Origin of the sequence: Alicyclobacillus cycloheptanicus (assembly GCF_028751525.1) — a bacterium.
GTDB lineage: Bacteria > Bacillota > Bacilli > Alicyclobacillales > Alicyclobacillaceae > Alicyclobacillus_L > Alicyclobacillus_L cycloheptanicus.
On sequence record NZ_CP067097.1, the window covers coordinates 3,356,443 to 3,372,021 of the forward strand.

General features: G+C 61.0%; 20 protein-coding genes. 15 read left to right on the forward strand and 5 right to left on the reverse strand.

From position 1 onward, the window contains the following. Positions 1 to 92: 92 nt before the first annotated feature. Positions 93 to 254, forward strand: coding sequence for a hypothetical protein (locus tag JI721_RS15705; RefSeq protein ID WP_274455794.1), 162 nt, complete (start codon positions 93 to 95; stop codon positions 252 to 254). Between the two features lie 162 nt (positions 255 to 416). Further along, on the forward strand, positions 417 to 1,343 hold the full coding sequence (locus JI721_RS15710; protein WP_274455795.1) for a DMT family transporter: 927 nt from the start codon (positions 417 to 419) through the stop codon (positions 1,341 to 1,343). 172 nt (positions 1,344 to 1,515) lie between these two features. On the opposite strand, the gene JI721_RS15715 is transcribed toward JI721_RS15710, so the two are convergent. Continuing rightward, complete coding sequence (locus JI721_RS15715; protein ID WP_274455796.1) at positions 1,516 to 2,241, reverse strand: endonuclease III domain-containing protein; 726 nt, start codon at positions 2,239 to 2,241, stop codon at positions 1,516 to 1,518. A 152-nt stretch (positions 2,242 to 2,393) separates the two neighbouring features. Between JI721_RS15715 and JI721_RS15720 the strand changes: the two genes are divergently transcribed. From JI721_RS15720 to JI721_RS15755, 8 genes are all read left to right on the forward strand, one after another. After that, positions 2,394 to 2,933, forward strand: a complete 540-nt coding sequence (locus JI721_RS15720; protein ID WP_274455797.1) for a cytochrome c-type biogenesis protein — start codon at positions 2,394 to 2,396, stop codon at positions 2,931 to 2,933. Positions 2,934 to 3,019: 86 nt separating this feature from the next. Continuing rightward, the gene (locus JI721_RS15725; RefSeq protein WP_274455798.1) at positions 3,020 to 3,460 is read left to right on the forward strand and encodes a cytochrome c maturation protein CcmE; all 441 of its coding nucleotides are present in this window, start codon (positions 3,020 to 3,022) and stop codon (positions 3,458 to 3,460) included. 29 nt (positions 3,461 to 3,489) lie between these two features. Then, on the forward strand, positions 3,490 to 5,694 hold the full coding sequence (locus JI721_RS15730; protein WP_274455799.1) for a heme lyase CcmF/NrfE family subunit: 2,205 nt from the start codon (positions 3,490 to 3,492) through the stop codon (positions 5,692 to 5,694). Continuing rightward, on the forward strand, positions 5,691 to 6,641 hold the full coding sequence (locus JI721_RS15735; protein ID WP_274455800.1) for a hypothetical protein: 951 nt from the start codon (positions 5,691 to 5,693) through the stop codon (positions 6,639 to 6,641). The genes JI721_RS15730 and JI721_RS15735 overlap by 4 nt, the downstream gene beginning before the upstream one ends. Further along, positions 6,607 to 7,233: an ABC transporter ATP-binding protein gene (locus JI721_RS15740; protein ID WP_274455801.1), complete on the forward strand. Its 627-nt coding sequence runs from the start codon at positions 6,607 to 6,609 to the stop codon at positions 7,231 to 7,233. The genes JI721_RS15735 and JI721_RS15740 overlap by 35 nt, the downstream gene beginning before the upstream one ends. Then, positions 7,230 to 7,904 carry a heme exporter protein CcmB gene (locus JI721_RS15745; RefSeq protein WP_274455802.1) on the forward strand — a complete coding sequence of 225 codons (675 nt, stop codon included), beginning with the start codon at positions 7,230 to 7,232 and terminating at the stop codon, positions 7,902 to 7,904. Before JI721_RS15740 ends, JI721_RS15745 begins: the two co-directional genes overlap by 4 nt. Positions 7,905 to 7,906: 2 nt before the next feature. Then, on the forward strand, positions 7,907 to 8,635 hold the full coding sequence (gene ccsA / locus JI721_RS15750) for a cytochrome c biogenesis protein CcsA (RefSeq protein WP_274455803.1): 729 nt from the start codon (positions 7,907 to 7,909) through the stop codon (positions 8,633 to 8,635). 16 nt (positions 8,636 to 8,651) lie between these two features. Further along, positions 8,652 to 8,807: a CcmD family protein gene (locus JI721_RS15755; RefSeq protein WP_274455804.1), complete on the forward strand. Its 156-nt coding sequence runs from the start codon at positions 8,652 to 8,654 to the stop codon at positions 8,805 to 8,807. A 44-nt stretch (positions 8,808 to 8,851) separates the two neighbouring features. On the opposite strand, the gene JI721_RS15760 is transcribed toward JI721_RS15755, so the two are convergent. Next, entirely contained in the window at positions 8,852 to 9,187 is a 336-nt protein-coding gene (locus JI721_RS15760; RefSeq protein WP_274455805.1) for a hypothetical protein, read from the reverse strand. Between the two features lie 97 nt (positions 9,188 to 9,284). Here JI721_RS15760 and JI721_RS15765 point away from each other — a divergent pair, with 97 nt between their 5' ends. From JI721_RS15765 to JI721_RS15775, 3 genes are read left to right on the forward strand one after another with little or no spacing between them, the layout of a single operon-like run. Beyond that, complete coding sequence (locus JI721_RS15765; protein WP_274455806.1) at positions 9,285 to 9,539, forward strand: hypothetical protein; 255 nt, start codon at positions 9,285 to 9,287, stop codon at positions 9,537 to 9,539. Positions 9,540 to 9,561: 22 nt separating this feature from the next. Beyond that, positions 9,562 to 9,822, forward strand: coding sequence for a hypothetical protein (locus JI721_RS15770; RefSeq protein ID WP_274455807.1), 261 nt, complete (start codon positions 9,562 to 9,564; stop codon positions 9,820 to 9,822). Positions 9,823 to 9,868: 46 nt separating this feature from the next. Continuing rightward, positions 9,869 to 10,543, forward strand: a complete 675-nt coding sequence (locus tag JI721_RS15775) for an Hsp20/alpha crystallin family protein (protein ID WP_274455808.1) — start codon at positions 9,869 to 9,871, stop codon at positions 10,541 to 10,543. A gap of 4 nt (positions 10,544 to 10,547) precedes the next feature. On the opposite strand, the gene JI721_RS15780 is transcribed toward JI721_RS15775, so the two are convergent. Further along, a complete protein-coding gene (locus tag JI721_RS15780) occupies positions 10,548 to 11,039 on the reverse strand; it encodes a permease (RefSeq protein WP_274455809.1) in 492 nt (163 codons plus the stop codon). 47 nt (positions 11,040 to 11,086) lie between these two features. Continuing rightward, positions 11,087 to 12,421 (reverse strand): glycosyl hydrolase family 18 protein, encoded by a 1,335-nt coding sequence (locus tag JI721_RS15785; RefSeq protein WP_274455810.1) that lies wholly within the window; start codon positions 12,419 to 12,421, stop codon positions 11,087 to 11,089. Between the two features lie 246 nt (positions 12,422 to 12,667). Here JI721_RS15785 and corA point away from each other — a divergent pair, with 246 nt between their 5' ends. Both corA and JI721_RS15795 read left to right on the forward strand, forming a co-directional pair. Continuing rightward, positions 12,668 to 13,603, forward strand: coding sequence for a magnesium/cobalt transporter CorA (corA, locus tag JI721_RS15790; RefSeq protein ID WP_274455811.1), 936 nt, complete (start codon positions 12,668 to 12,670; stop codon positions 13,601 to 13,603). Positions 13,604 to 13,606: 3 nt separating this feature from the next. Continuing rightward, on the forward strand, positions 13,607 to 14,608 hold the full coding sequence (locus JI721_RS15795; protein WP_274455812.1) for an MBL fold metallo-hydrolase: 1,002 nt from the start codon (positions 13,607 to 13,609) through the stop codon (positions 14,606 to 14,608). A 34-nt stretch (positions 14,609 to 14,642) separates the two neighbouring features. On the opposite strand, the gene moaD is transcribed toward JI721_RS15795, so the two are convergent. Further along, entirely contained in the window at positions 14,643 to 15,386 is a 744-nt protein-coding gene (moaD, locus tag JI721_RS15800) for a molybdopterin converting factor subunit 1 (protein ID WP_274455813.1), read from the reverse strand. Between the last annotated feature and the right edge of the window lie 193 nt (positions 15,387 to 15,579).

Genomic DNA, 15,579 nt, shown 5'->3' on the forward strand with positions numbered 1-15,579 from the left:
CAGATGGGTAGTCGTTCGCCCACCGACCTCGCACTCCGTCGGCATATGGTTAGGTAAGTGCCTGACAAACGGAGATGGGAGGATGAAGCGGTATGGCTTCCCAGAAAACGTTCGCCTGTATGATGACGAAAAAGCACCGCATTTTGGTGGATTTGACCCCACGGTACTGGGCCTTGGGGGTTGGCGTCGGACGCATCCGGTCGCACTTTCAACTCGGACCCCTGGCGTTTTGCGTCTGCAAGGTCCGGGACTGACAACTGCAGGTCCGCGTTATGACGTGCCCTTCCGGGGCCCGGACCCGGGAGGTTTTTTTATCGGTCCGGCGAAAGTTTTTGATCGGCCTGGCGAATGGGTGGAACGCGGCCCATCGGAGGCCGCTGGGCCGCTGGGCCGCCGGGGACAAGCTGTGTGAATGCATGGAGGAGGCCGCTGACATTTCCAACCGACGTTTGCTTTCCAATCTGTTTCTGCTCTTCATCACCTTGGTGTGGGGTGCGACGTTCACGTTGACAAAGGACGCCCTGCAGGTGGTGCCGGTGTACCCGTTTCTGTTTGTCCGCTTTCTGCTGGCCGCCGTCGCGCTCGCGGTCGTGTGTCTCGCATCGCCTGTGCACCGCGGCGGATTCACGCGGCGTGTCTGGGCGGCGGGCACGTGGCTTGGCCTGCTGCTCTTTGGCGGGTATGCGCTGCAGACCCTCGGGCTGCTCACCGTCTCGGCGTCGGTCAGCGGCTTTCTGACCGGACTCAACGTCGTGCTCGTGCCAATTTTCGCGATCCCGATTTTACGCTCGATTCCCCGCCCTCGCACGTGGCTGGCTGCCATGATGGCCGCGGTTGGACTGGCGCTCTTCAGCGGCGGTGATGTGCTGCAGATGCCGGCTGGCAGTCTGTACGTGCTGTTGTGCGCGGTGTGCTTGGCGCTGCAAATCGTATTCGTGGACAAGCTCGGCAAAGACACGGATGCGCTGGCGCTGGCAACGGTCGAGCTGCTGGTGGTGGCCGTGTGCGCCTTCGCCGCATCGCTGCTGCACCCGCACCAGGTGCTGGGCCCGGCCGCGGCGTGGCTGCAGCCCGCGGTGATTTGGGCCACGCTCATCAACGGGCTGCTCGGGACTTCGCTCGCCTACTGGGGCCAAAACATTTGTCAAAAGTTTACCTCCGCCGGGGAGATCGCAGTGATTTTCTCGATGGAACCGGTGTTCGCGGCGGTCATCGCGTGGTTCGCGCTGGGCGACCGCTTGTCCCGGATGGGGTGGTGGGGAAGTGTGCTGATTTTTGCCAGCATGCTGGCGGCCGACCCTGCGGTCAAGCTTCCGATTCGCTGGCAGCGCAAAACAGCGTGAGACGCATCCGGGGACCGAACAGGTTCGATGCGATACGCTCACGCTGCGCTGTGGGGGACAACGTATGAAGCGCAGCTACTGAACGCGCATCCAGACACCCCAGCCAATGAAAGCCAACGCACAGATGCCAATCGCTGCGAACACCAAGGTCATAACATCGCCTCCACCCAAATTATATAACAAGTTTTCCCTGTGCGACGAGGCATTTCGAACGAAGCGGGCAAGCCTCGCACTTGGGGCGTTTTGTCGAGCAAAAATGGTGACCGACCGCATCGAGCAAGGCATGGTACTGATTGAACAAGGACACGTCAGCGGGCAGGTTCGCCATGAACCACGCACGCATGGATTCGTACGAGATGTCAGCGGGGGTGAGCCCTAACCGGTAAAAAATCCGTTTCGTGTACGCATCAATCACGAACGACGCCTGGTTTGCCGCGTACAGGAGGATGTCGTCCGCCGTCTCGGGGCCGATGCCATAGATTTGCAGGAGTTCGGCTCTGAGCGGCGCCATCGGCTGTGCGAGCATGGCATCGATACGGCCTTTGTGGTGCGTCATGACGTGTGTCGCGAAGGCTTTCAATTTTTTGGCCTTGGTTTTATAGAACCGCGTCGAATAGACGCAGGCTTCGATGTCGTCGACGCTGGCTGCGGCCAGGGCCGGAAACGTTAACAAGCCGTGATCGTTCAGCCGTTCAACGGCTTTGACGGTGTTGGACCAGGAGACATTTTGTACGAGAATCGCACCGATGATGATTTCCTCGGTGGACGATGCCGGCCACCAGCCGCGATCGCCAAAGGCGTCTTCCATGCGGTGATAGATGTCCATCAAGGTTGTCTGAAGGTTTGGATGATCATCGCAGTGTTTCGGGCTGTTTGCCGCGTTCGAGATGGTCTTCATGGATTGCATCCCCTCGGGTTTCTGTCGATGATGATACCACAGTCATCGAAACGGCGTCCGCCGCCATCTGGCAAACGCTGCTCTGCCATCTTGGTTGGAAGCAATTGTACAGCTATAATAGACTCAGTTGAAACAGGTTGGGAGGGAAACGGGTGGACCCATCCCAAGCAAGACATCGCAGCACCTATCTTGCTGCTGGCACCATCCTGCTGTTCATCGTCATCGCAGTCGCTGCGTCGCTCGCCATGAGCCGGTGGGTGCTGCAAACGGATGCAAGCCTGCAGGAGCAAGTGCTTGCTATCGCGGCACAGCTGCATGCCCCGGGGGACCAAAACACGATGACCGTCGCCACGTCGTCCCTGACCTTGGCGCAGCATATGCGCTATCAAATTCAGCAGGACTTGCTGCAGGGGATGACGTCCAGCCAGATACTTCAGCAAATGGTGCAAACGTACGGTCCCGGCGTGCTGGCCGCCCCTTCGTTTCGTGGATTCGGGCGCGTCGCGTGGCTGATTCCCTGGGTATTTCTGTTCGTTCTGGCCTGTGTGGGCGGGTGGCTGCTCCGGCGAGGGTTTCAGAGCCAGCGCGATGTGCCGCCGACGCTTCCGGCCGGGATAGATGAAGACGCCGCGTCAACGCTGGATGAAAAGGCGCAGCGCTCCATCGACGCTCGCCTTCAAGAGTACTATTAAGGCGGAGACAGGGGTGTCCGAACAAGGAGTGAACGGGCCATCGTCCTTCTGAAATGGGGATGAGGAAGGAAAGGAGCGGATTGCACTTGGCCATCTCGGTTCGTGCCAGGCTGCTCATCGCCTTGTGTGTTGTGCTGGCGATTCTTGGGGTGTTGATTAAAACGGCGATCACGCACGCCTCGACGTACTACGTCACCGTCTCTCAACTCTACAACGAGGGTTCGCAGGCGGTGGGTCAGCAGACGACCGTAAGCGGAAACATTGTTGGCGCAAGCGTGAACTATAATCCGCAGGCAGAATTGTTGCGCTTTTCGGTACGCGACGGCAGCAACGGCCGTCCGCTGCCGGTGGTGTTTCACGGAGCGGAGCCGGATGACTTTTCCAACAACTGGCCCGTGGTTGTGACGGGGACCTTGAAGTCGAACGGCGTGTTTCAGGCGTCCCAGCTGCTCATCAAATGCCCGTCCAAGTACCAGGCTGGCAACAGCACGCAGCCCCAGACTCAGACATTCAACGCGATTGACTGACGGTTTTGGGGTTTGGGGGAGGGAATCGAGTGCTGATTGGGGATATCGGACAAGCTGCCCTTCGGCTTCTGTTCGTGGCTGTTTTGCTTGCGATCGGCGTCCACAGCGCGGCCATTCGAACGAAGTCTGCACGGTGGCGGCGCCTCAGCCAAGGCGCGGCGGCGGTCCAGTTTGGCCTTGCAGCTGTCGCTTCCGCCGCGCTGGTGTATCTCTTGGTCACATTGAATTTTCACTATTCGTATGTCGTCGATTACACCGCTGTCGGACTCTCGCTCGTCTATCGAATCGCGGCGTTTTGGGGCGGGAATGCAGGGTCGCTCCTGTTATGGGCCTTGGTCTTATCCTTATACGCGATGATTGTCGCCTCTTCACGGCACGAGGACAGTGACCGTATGCTGCCGATTGTCAGCCTGCTGATGTCGTGTATTTTGGCGTTTTATGTGATTGTGCTGAACACCGGTGCAAACCCCTTCACGCAGCTGCCGCATGCCGCTGCGTCGGGAAATTCCCTGAATCCGCTGCTGCAGAACCCCGGCATGACGGTTCATCCCGTCAATGTCTACCTCGGCTACATCGGTTTTTCTGTACCCTTCGCGTACGCAATAACCGGTCTGCTGCTGCGCAAGACGGACGCGACCTGGCTGCGGGTGACCCGCCGCTGGACCCTGATTTCCTGGCTGTTTCTCGGTGTCGGCATAGTGTACGGCGCCCATTGGTCATATGAAGAACTGGGATGGGGCGGGTATTGGGCGTGGGACCCCATCGAAAACGCAGCCCTTTTGCCCTGGTTGTCGGCCACCGCGTTTCTGCATTCTGCGATTGTGCAGGAACGCAGGGGGATGCTCAAAGGCTGGAACATACTCCTCATCACCTTCACCTTTCTGCTGACCTTGCTGGGTTCGTTCTTGACGCGCAGCGGTGTACTCTGGAGCATTCACGCGTTCACGAATGGGCCGCTCGGAACCTACTTCCTGGTGTTCTTCGTCATTTGCACGGTGTTCTCGGCGGTGGTCATCGTGATGCGCTGGCACACCCTCAAACCCGAGCGGCGCATCGAGGCGGTGGTGTCGAAGGAAAGCGGTTTTTTGCTGAACAACGTGCTGTTTCTCGGGAGCGCCTTCGCCATCTTATGGGGCACGCTGTTTCCCATCCTCTCTGAGGCGTTGACGGGACGGCGCATGATGGTGTCCGGTCCCTTCTACAACGCGGTGAACTTGCCGCTCGCCGTGTGTATCATTCTGTTGATGGCCATCGGCCCCGTGATCGCCTGGCGACGCGCGTCCGTGCAAAGCATCGTGAAGACACTCGTGGTGCCGTTTGTCGTCGCCGTCGTGGCCGGACTGGCGGTCGCCTTTCTGCTGAAGTTGCACTACGGTCAGTCCTCCATCCTCGGCACGCTGTCGTTCATCGCGGCCATCTTTGTCATGATCACCATCGTCCGTGAATTTTTGGGCGCTGTGGGGACCCGGGTGGCACTGACCGGTGAGTCATGGTGGGTCAGCTTCGGCCGCTTGGTCAGCCGAAACCGGCGGCGGTACGGCGGCTATGTCGTGCACTTTGCGATCGCACTGATGGCAGCAGGCATTGCAGGGTCTGGCGCCTATCATCAGGACTTGGAGGTGCAGCTGGCGCCAGGGCAGTCGCAGACGATTGCAGGATATCAGTTGACCTATGCGGGGATGGGGGTCTCCGCGGCGCAGGGCGGACGGCAGATGTACGGAAACCTGGTGGTGCAGCGAGGCGGCCAGGTCCTCGGCGTGCTGCGGCCGTCGGCGACGTTCTTCACCGACGGTCAGTCCCCAACCACCAATGTCGCCTTGTACTCGCGCCCCCTGTCCGACTTGTATGTGGTGATGTTAGGAACGGGATCGAACGGGGATGCGGTGTTCGACCTGCACGTCAACCCCTTGGTACAGTTCATCTGGTGGGGCGGGTATTTGTTTATTCTCGGAACCCTGGTGAGCTTGTGGCCAGAGGCGGGATGGCGCAGGCAGCGAGCGGCAGCAGCTTCACCCGTCGAGACAGTGTACCAGGAACTTGCGGAACTCGAGTACGATTATCGTATGGGCAAGCTGGAACCGGACGCGTATCAGCAGACCCGGCAGGCGCTCGAAGCCCGCGCTGCGGCGCTGGAATCGTACGAGGCGGCGATGCGGCAAAGGCTGGAAGCCGAGGTTCAGGAAGCCTTTGCAGAGCGCGCGTCGCGCCCGCAACTGGGCGGAGGTGAAGCGTGATGCGGCACATCGCGGCACTCTTGCGCAGGGGGGGCTGGATGCTGTCCGCAGCAGCGGCCGCTGGCTGGATGTTTCTGCTCAGCGGGCCGCCCGTGTTGGCCGACACGGCGCCGCAAGTCAGCCAAGAGCAGTTGTTTCTTTTGCCCGACACCAAGGACAAGTCGTTTGACATTGTGCAGAGTCTCACCGTGCACAATTCGGGCAGCACGCCGGCTTACGTGAACGTGGAAGTCCCAGCGGGTGCGAAGTCCCTCGCCGTGGCGGGCAAGGCCCCCGCTGCGGGTGCGCTGCACGGACGAACGCTCACGATTCCGCAGGCGGTGCGGCCCAATCAGACCACCGTCCTCACCGTGTCGTACACGCTTCCCCTGGATGGACAACAGGGGCTGCAGTTTACGCTGCACAGTTTCTACCCGGTGTACGTGGCGCACTTATACCTTCCGGAGGGCAACGCGGCTTTGTCCGCACAGGACTTGTTCACCACCACAAGCACGACCAGCATCCAGGGGACGACGTTTCGGGTGTTCACGCGCGAGGGCATCCCCGCTGGCGACGACTGGACATTGAGCCTGCAGATGCTGCCCGCGGTGACGCCCAACAATCACGTGAAGGGATTGCCCGTCCTGGGCGCGAATGAGGACGGTACGTCGAATGATCTGCAGGCGCTCGGCAACTTGTTTGTTGTGGCGCTGGTGCTGGTCATCGGGCTGCTCGGGATTCGCTCGACACAGGGACGGAGGCGCGCGCCTGCCTCGCGCGAAAATGCGCTCTATGAGGCCTGGGCGCAGCTGGAGCGGCAGTACCGCGAAGGCTTGGTCGGCGAGGAAGACTACCAGAAACACCGCCAAGAGTTCAAACAGCGACTCGTGCGCCTGAAAGGCGAACGTGTGCAGCAAAGGAGTCCCGCAACGGATGCTGGCGTTGGCAGACGTAACGAAGGAGTATGACTTTCGCCCAGTCCTGGCGAATGTGAATCTAACCCTGGAGCCTGGCAAGCGCTACGCGCTCACGGCGCCGAACGGAAGCGGCAAAACGACCCTGCTGCACATGATGTGCGGACTCAGCCGCCCCTCCCGCGGGGCCGTGACCTGGCAGGGGAAGCCCCTGTCGGCCCGCGCTCGCCGGCAGATGGGCGTGGTTCTGCAGCAGGGTTTTCTCTACGGAGATTTAACGGCCGTCGAGAATTTGCTCTTCTACGCTCGGTTGTACGGGCTGTCTGGGGCGCGCAAGCTGGCGCAGGACTGGGTACAGCGTGTCGGTCTGAACGATGCCGCCGACCTCAAGGTCAAGGAGTTCTCCAAAGGCATGAAGCAGCGGCTGTCCCTCGCGCGCGCCCTGTTGCACGAGCCAGCGCTGCTGCTGTTGGACGAGCCCTATGACGGGTTGGACCGGACCTCCCGCCAGCTGTTTCAGGATGTCCTTTCGGACCGCGTGCGCAGCGGCGCCACCGTCTTTCTGGTGACGCACCAGGAGGACGAAGCGCGGTTTGCGGATACTCATCTGACGCTGCAGTACGGCCGGCTGGTGGAGGTCCGATGAATGCTTGCAAGGTGTTTTTGTGGATGGTGTGGAAGGATATCCGCATCGAATTCCGGGCGCGTCAATTCGTCATTTCCACCTTGGCGTTTGGCGTCCTCTTGCTGGTGGTCATGGGCATCGCGCTGAATGCGGCGTCCAGACTGCCCACGGACTGGAGCGCAGGGTTGTTGTGGATGATGCTGTTCTTTGCAACATCCATCAGCATGAACCGGCACGACCTGAAGGAACGCGAGCTGGGTGGATGGCTGGGGATGTTGTTAGCCCCCGTTGACCGCAGTGTCATCTTCTATGCAAAATGGGTGAGTACTTGTCTGTTTGTCCTTGTCTCGCAAGTCACGCTGGTTCTGGCTTACTTCGTGATTTTGAACCAGCCGATGCCTCAGCTGCCGGGCGTACTCGCGTGGGTCCTTGTCGGCGGGGCGGTTGGCTTAACCGGCATCGGCAGTTTCCTGGCAACGCTGGCTGCGCAGAGCTCGATGCGGGACATGCTCGTGCCGATGCTGTTGTTTCCACTGACGATTCCGCTCTTGATTGCACTGATTCGACTGACGGTGTTCGCGTTTGAACCGCTCGGCGCTCATCCGCAAATTTGGGTGGAAGTCCTGATTGGTTATATCGCAGCGTTTGCCCTGCTGCCCTGGCTCTTGTACGAACCGCTGATGGAGGTGTAGCCGTGAAACGATGGCTGCCTGTGTACGCTGGCTTTGTCGGCGTCTTGGTGCTGGTGGACTTGTACCTGGCGTTGATTTGGTCGCCGCCGGAAAAGACGATGGGGAACCTCGTCCGCATCATGTACTTCCACGTATCCAGCGCCTGGATTGCCTTCCTGGCGATTGGTGTGACGTTTGTCTGTACCGTCCTCTACCTGTTCACGCGAAACCTGCGGTTCGACCGTATCGCCGTGTCGTCCGCGGAACTCGGGCTGTTTTACACGTCGATCACGCTGGTGACGGGTTCGCTCTGGGCTCGCCCCATCTGGAACACCTGGTGGACGTGGGACCCCCGGCTGACGACGACGCTCATTTTGTGGTTCCTCTACCTGGGCTACCTGTTACTGCGCGGCACGATGGAGGGCGTCGAGCGAAGGGCGCGGATTTCCGGCATCTACGCAATCATTGCTTCCATCGATGTGCCGATTATCCACATGTCTGTGACATGGTGGCGCTCCATCCACCCGAATGTCATCAACGAATCCGGTTTCAATATGCCTGGACCGATGGTGGTCGCGCTGATGTTCGGTTTTTTCACGTTCTTCTGTATTTATGTGCTGCTCCTCGTGCTGCGCGTTCGGCTGGAGTCGCAGCGGGCCAGGCTGTATGCGCTGCGGGAGCAGGTGCGCGACATTCGGGCACAAGAAGTGCCGGGCGCAGTATCCTTGCAGCCCGGCAAGTCCCATTCCTGAAAGAGGTGGACCGAACATGCTGAACGAGATGGGTTTTCTGTGGGCGGCCGCGGCGGTGGTGTGGCTTGCAACACTGGTATACGTCGCCGGACTGCTTCGTCGTCAAGGCCAGGTGCAAAAACAGCTCGAACAACTGGAGCGAACGCTGGAGACGAGACGGAACAATGGCTGATCCTCGGCGCGGCATCGAAGTACCGGGACAACCCAGTCGCGGTGCTAGATGTCCCAATCAAATGGTGAGCGTCGCCGCGACGCCGACCGAAGCTGCCGCTTGCGCAGCGCCCAGTACCGGGCCAGCGCGGGACTCGGGACAGGCTGGTTGGCGAGGGGCGGCGCTTTTTGCACCCACGTGTCGAGCAGGTCGGGATCGACCACGCTGTACGAAGCCCCCTGGATGACATTGTGGTCACCCGCGACGCGAGGCGCGGCGTTGTTGTCTTTTTCGCTGTGGCGCCACCCGTACTGCAGGTTCTGACCAGTGAAAATGCCGGACGAGTTGTCGAGGGACCCGACCCGAAGCCCGCCAATGTGAAAGTCGATAAAGTGCGCCATCGCTTCTCCTCCGTATCCACCCCGTAGGGCACATGCCATACAAACAGCATATGATGGAACACGCTGCACAGTGCGCTGGCGAACAGGGGGGAGCATCATGCCGGTGATGATTTCAATCGGCTTCATGAAAGTGGGCGCCATGCAATCGGACGCAGGCATCTTTTTCGGAGAGAACATGCAGAACGGCTGGGACAGCCACGCGAAATCCAATATCTCCGGGGGGCAGCCCTCTGGTGATTACAACTACATGCCCACGTGGGTGAACTACCTGTATGACCCGGACGTCATTGACGTCCCCATCAACGACCAGGACATCAAGTCGCCGACGTTTGCGCATGTCATGGGGATTTGACAGTCGAACAGGGGGGTCCGGTGTGCGCGTCCAGTTTGTGTTTAACATCGGCTACATCCGATTTTCGAATATTGACTCTGCATCGGCGGTGAATTTCGGCCAAAGCATGCAACAGGACTGGCACAGCATCAGCAAAAGCAACACGGCGTATGGGAAAATTGTCGGGGACGGTGCCTATCTCGAACGCACCAAGGCGTTGGTGCAGGACCCGGACGGTGCCGATATGCTTGCGGCCGAGGAGCTTCGGTACCGCGGCCCTGTGCGGGGTGCGAGGTTGGTGTAGCGGGCATTGAATGAACCAAGAGGGGCCGGAAAAGAGGTGATGGACGGTGAACAACGGTTTTTTCGACTCGTTTCCCTACCTGCAGCAAATGGGTGAACAGTTTCAGAAGATGTTTGGCGACGACTTCGTGCGGAACTTGATGAACCAGATGCAGGTTCCCGCTTGGGGCCAGCCTGGGAATGCAGCAGGGGGTGAACGGTTCTGGCCGGGGTTTGGACCGGGGGCGGGACCGACGGGCAATGCCGGGCAAGGCGGCGACGGCGCGGCAGGCAGCGCAGCCGGCAAAGGCACGGGCAACGGCACGCCAGGTATGGGCGAAGGTCCGCCGATGTGGAACCCGTTTATGGGCATGAACCGCCCCTCGGTCGACCCGCCCGCCTCGTATCCACCCGCGGATATTTACGAAACGCGGCATGAAGTGGTGGTGGTCCTGGAACTCCCGGGGATGGAGCGATCTTCGGACGTGCGCCTGTCCGTGTTTCCAGAACACATCGTCGTCAAAGGCGAACGAGAGCGCCGCTACCCGAACGGTTCGAGTGCCAAGTTGACGACCGCGGAACGGCGGGTCGGGTCGTTCGAGCGGCAGATCGCGCTGCCCGCCCGTGTGCGAAAGCAGCACGCCAAGGCGGTGTACCGCGCCGGGCTGTTGGAAGTCCGCCTGCTCAAAGAAGGCAAACCGGCAGACGGGGAGGGGAACCTCATCGACGTCGACTTTTTGTAGGGCGTTACGGCGACTTCACCCAGTGGTCGACCACCAAGCCCCCCACAATCGCGAGCGCGAAGGACAGGGCTGCGCGGATGACCGTGAAGCGCATGCCGAGAAACGGAACTTCGGCCGGCAGGCGCGAGAGCGATACCAGCTGCCAACTGGTCAAAAACGCAAAGACTGCACCAGGGCTGGCCTCTGCAGCTACGAGGCCCGCAGCCAGCGGATAGGCGGCCCAGCGCGATCCGGTTCCGGCCAGCCCCAGACACGCACCCACCAGTACGCCGCGGATGCCCGATTCCCGGCCGAGGATGCGCGCAATCACGGCGGGATCGAAAAACTGCGCAAGCAGCCCAGCGGTGAACATCGAGACAATCATCCACGGCAGCGCCTGGAAAAACATCTCCGTGGTGAATTCCAAGCCGCTTGCCGCGCTTTCCGGGCGGACGAACATCAGCGTCAAGTATCCGCAAAGCGTCAACGCGGCGGTGGTCATCAGGATTTTGTCCACGTCGGATCCCTCTTTCCTTGATGTGCCTTATGCCGCCCCTCGTCCGCTCAGGACAAGGACTGGCGCAGTGCGTTGACGACGGTCGACCACGTGTTGGCGTTCGACAGGGACAGCGACCACACGGCGACGCCGCCGAGCCCCTCCTGATTGACCAGGTTCAGCTTGCGGCTCCACGTCTGTGGTCCGGCGTACCACACTTCCTCGTATCCTTCCGGTTTGGCGTAACGCGCATAGTAGAGCCCCAGTTCATTGTTCCACGTCGACGAAGCGTGATGGGACGCGAGAATGCCGCTTACGGCAGAGTCGGCGACCGCTTCGCTGGTCACGCTGCCATCGGGGTAGACGTGCCAGAAGCGGGTATACGACGGAATCCCCAGAATCAGCTGGTCTGCCGGCACGCCAGTGTCCAGCAGGTCGTCGACGGCGCGCGTCACCCACGGGACGTCGGCGACGGGACCGGGCGTGGTATCCCCAGCCCAGTGCTCGTCGTACGCCATGACGACGATGTCGTCGCACACGGATGCGAGGCCCGCGTGAAAGTACGCGGCGTCGTCCTCCAGGGGAACGATGTCCGGCGTGATGTCGACAGACAGCTTTGCGCCGAGGGGGGCGAGCGCCTGGTGAAGCTGCGCGACGAACGACGTAAAGGCCGCTTGGTCGGACGACTCCAGGTTCTCGAAGTCCACGTTGACGCCGTCGAGCTGCCCATCGCGCACGGCGTTTGTGACCAGCTGGACGGCATGGGCACGGGCTGCAGAACTGGACAAGACGGCGTGGGTCAGCGAGGCGCTGAATTGGTTGTCGAACATCGCCCACACTTGGATGTGGTGCTGGTGGGCGTAACGGACGACCTCCGGTTCGACGTGGGTTTCCACGTTTCCGTCGGCGGACCACAGGGTCATCCACTCCGGGCTGACCACGTTGATGCCGGGGTTGTCGGCCATCGTTTGAATCGATGCGCTGGGCGATTCCAACGGCAGCCAGCCGAGCGCAATTTTATTCGAATGGGTTTCCCACGTGGACAAGGAAGACAGGAGGCTCGATTCCGAGGCTCCGTTTGGACTGGCGGTTTGCGTGGTCGCGGGAAACTGCGCCGTCAGCATGCCGAGCGGGTTGGTCAGCGGCACCCGGAACACGGCGGCAAGCGCGGCTGGAATGGAGGTGGGCGCCTGTGCCTGGTCGCTCTGTGTATAGTGGGGGGTGCCGATCAGTTCTCCGAGTTCTGCCGCCGACAGCGACGACGCTTCCGTTTCGGAGGCCGCCTGCCACGACGGTCCGCCGTAGAGAAAGAACAAACTGGCCAGACAGCCGGCCAAGAGGCCGATGAAGCCAAGCGAGGACGCCAGCCGTCGAAGGAGTGCTGTTCCACCTGATTGTCGCATGGGTTGTCCATCCTGCAGCCGCATGGCGTGCCCTCCTGTTTCCGGTTTGGGATGCTCATGTGAAGCGGCGTTTCGCGCTTCGGCGGCCGCTTGTGCGCTGCCGGCCGCTGTCCACGCACTACAAATCTATTTGCTTCTTCGAGAGTCTATGAATCGTTTTGCGATTTTAGAAGACTGACGCGCGGGATTCGCTGATTGTCACGGTCTGCCGCAACCTGTATGATGAAACCAGGAGTGTGATGGCGTTTGTTGCTGTGGAAAAACGGGCAGCTCACGGAAGTCCCGGAGCGGCTGCCTGAAGCGGACGAAGTTGGTTGGGTGCACTTGACGAATCCGACCGATGCGCAAGTATCGTCCATCCTGGGGGATGTCTTTGGCTGTCACCCCTTGGTCCTGGAGGATGTGATGCACTTTGGGCAGCGGCCGAAGCTCGACCGCTACCTCAATCAAGACGTTCCGCACGCCCTGCTGAGCTTTTATGCGCTCCGCGACGATTTAACCAGCGTCGAATTCTGCGTTGTCATCGGCGCAACATTTGTCGTCACCGTCGAACGCGAGCCAGTGCCGGTGTTGGCGGACGTTCGCCGGAACGTTGCCTCCGACCCGTCGCTGCTGGCGTCGCCCGGGATGTTTGTGTATCAGCTGCTCGACCGGGCGGTCGACGAATACTTTCAGGTCATCGACCGCCTCGAGGACCGCGTGGATGTGATTCAACACCGGGTCTTCAACCACCCGGAAACCCAGATTGGACCGGAAATCTTCCGGTTCAAGCGGCGGCTTCACCGCGCGCGCAGCATCACCTCGGACGCGCGGAACGTGGTGGGTCAGCTGGCCCATGAGTCCTTCCCGTTCACCGAGTCGGAACACGCTGTGTACTTTGTCGATGTGTACGATCACGCCACACGCATTGTGGACGGCTTGGATGCGATCCGCGACAGTCTCAACGGCCTGCTGGACCTCCAGATGGCGCAGCGCGCCAACCGAATGAACGAAGTGATGAAGACGCTGACGGTGATTGCCACCATCTTCATGCCGCTGTCGTTCATCGTGGGGCTCTATGGGATGAATTTCAAGGATATCCCGGAACTGTCGTGGTCCTTTGGATATGTGTATGTCTGGGCGTTGATGATCGCCGTGGCGGCTGTGATGATGGTGTATTTCAAGAAGAAGGGATGGTGGTGAGCGATGCGTTTTGCTGCGACGACGACGCTCGCGATTCATCAGATTGAACTGCCGACGCCGCTCCCCATGGGGCCTGTCAACGCTTACCTGGTGCTGTCCGGGGACAGCAAGGTCCTGGTGGACGCGGGCATCCGCACGCCCGACGCCAAATCGCAGCTGTTTGCCGCACTGCGAGCGTTTGACATTGCACCGAGCGACTTAAGCGGGTTGGTCCTGACCCACGGACACGTGGACCACATCGGCTGGACATCGGCGTTCCGCGCCGAGGGGGTACCTGTGTTTGCACACCCCGGGGTGGCAGACTGGCTCCATCCGGGCGGCGCATGGGATGACTACCGGAGCGCGTTTTTCCGGGCGCTGTACCATCAAATGGGCATGCCGGAGGAAGCGCAAGCCCTGGCTGACCGCCAGTATTTTTTGATGTCTCAATTGACCGACCGGTCGGTAGTTGATGTTCCGCTTCAGGCGGGAAGCGCCTTCTCGCTGCTCCCCGGGTTTGAGGTGCTGTATGTGCCCGGTCATGCGCAGGCCGCCATTGCGCTGTGGAACCCGGAAACGGGAGACTGCATCATCGGCGACCAACTGCTGCCGAGAATCTCTTCCAACGCCGTGATCGAACCGCAGCCCGGCGCACCCTCCGGGGATGCCGCCAGGCGCACGCCCAGTTTGATACAGTACCGTGACAACTTGACGGCCCTGCGCGCGCTGCCGATTCAGACGGTTTATCCAGGGCACGGCGCGCCGTTCACGGATGCGAAAGCGCTGATTGACCAGCGGCTTGCCGAGCAGGTGGAACGCCGCAACGAAATGATCGATTTGCTCAAACAGCTGCAGGATCCGCCAGCGACGGCGTACGACCTGGCAGCAGCGTATTTCCCGCACCGGCTGGATCAGCCGCCGCTGATTTTGTCCGAGACGCTCGGTTACCTCGACTGGCTGGCGGCGGATGGGCTGGTGCAAAGCACGCCGGACGATCACGGCGTCTACCGCTGGACGGTGCGCTGAGCAGGAAGCCCTGGAGGCCGGCACACGGCGAACGTCACGGGGTCGCCTGCCACGTGGTTTCGCCGTCGTCATACGTTTCGCGTTTCCAGATAGGCACTTCCTTCTTCAGGCGGTCAATCAGTGTCTTGGCGGCTGCAAATGCGGCTTCGCGGTGCGGCGACGCCGCGGCGCAAATGACTGCGATGTCGGTGGGGAACAGGCGTCCCACGCGGTGCCATTGGAGCGTGCGGACTCCCGGCCACTCGGCTTCGACGTCCCGCGCGATTTGCTGCATCTGCACGATGGCCATCTCATGGTACGCCTCGTAATCGAGGTACAAGGACTTGCGCCCGCGGGTCCACTCCCGCACGGTGCCCGAGAACAGCACGGTCCCGCCACAACGGGGGTCAACGAGCTGCTGATACGCAGCCGCGATGTCCAGGGGGGCTTGCGTCACCAGACAGAACGGCAGCTGCTCCGGTTCGGGGCTGCCGCCGCTGACCGGGGGAATGAGTGCGACCTCATCTCCTTCGTTCAGCGTCGTCTGGTCGTTGGCATAGCGCCGATTGACGGCCACCAGCACCTCGTCGAGCGCCGTTCCTTCGGGCAGGATGCGCTGCAGCGCAGTCCTCAAGTCTGCGACGGTGGGCCGATCGCCGAGTTCTACTTCGACGGACGTTTTGCCGGCCTGTTCGGCTAGGCCGGCAAACAGTTTGATTTGTACGTTCATGCGCAACGGCAGGACGCGGTTCCAGGAGCAGCGCGTCGCCGCCTTCTCTCCTTCCAATCGCAGCGTCATGGGTGCGGTGCCTCTGCACTGCAGCCCACGCTTGGCGCATCGTTCAATTGATGGTAGCATTTCTGTACACGCCGCCCATGCGGCGAAACCATGACCATCCTCCGCGTCCATAGTACCTGTTGTGAGGCGCGGGGACAACTCTGCACAAGGCTTGGCAACACTTCAGCAGGCTGAACGGCCATCCAGGAACGGA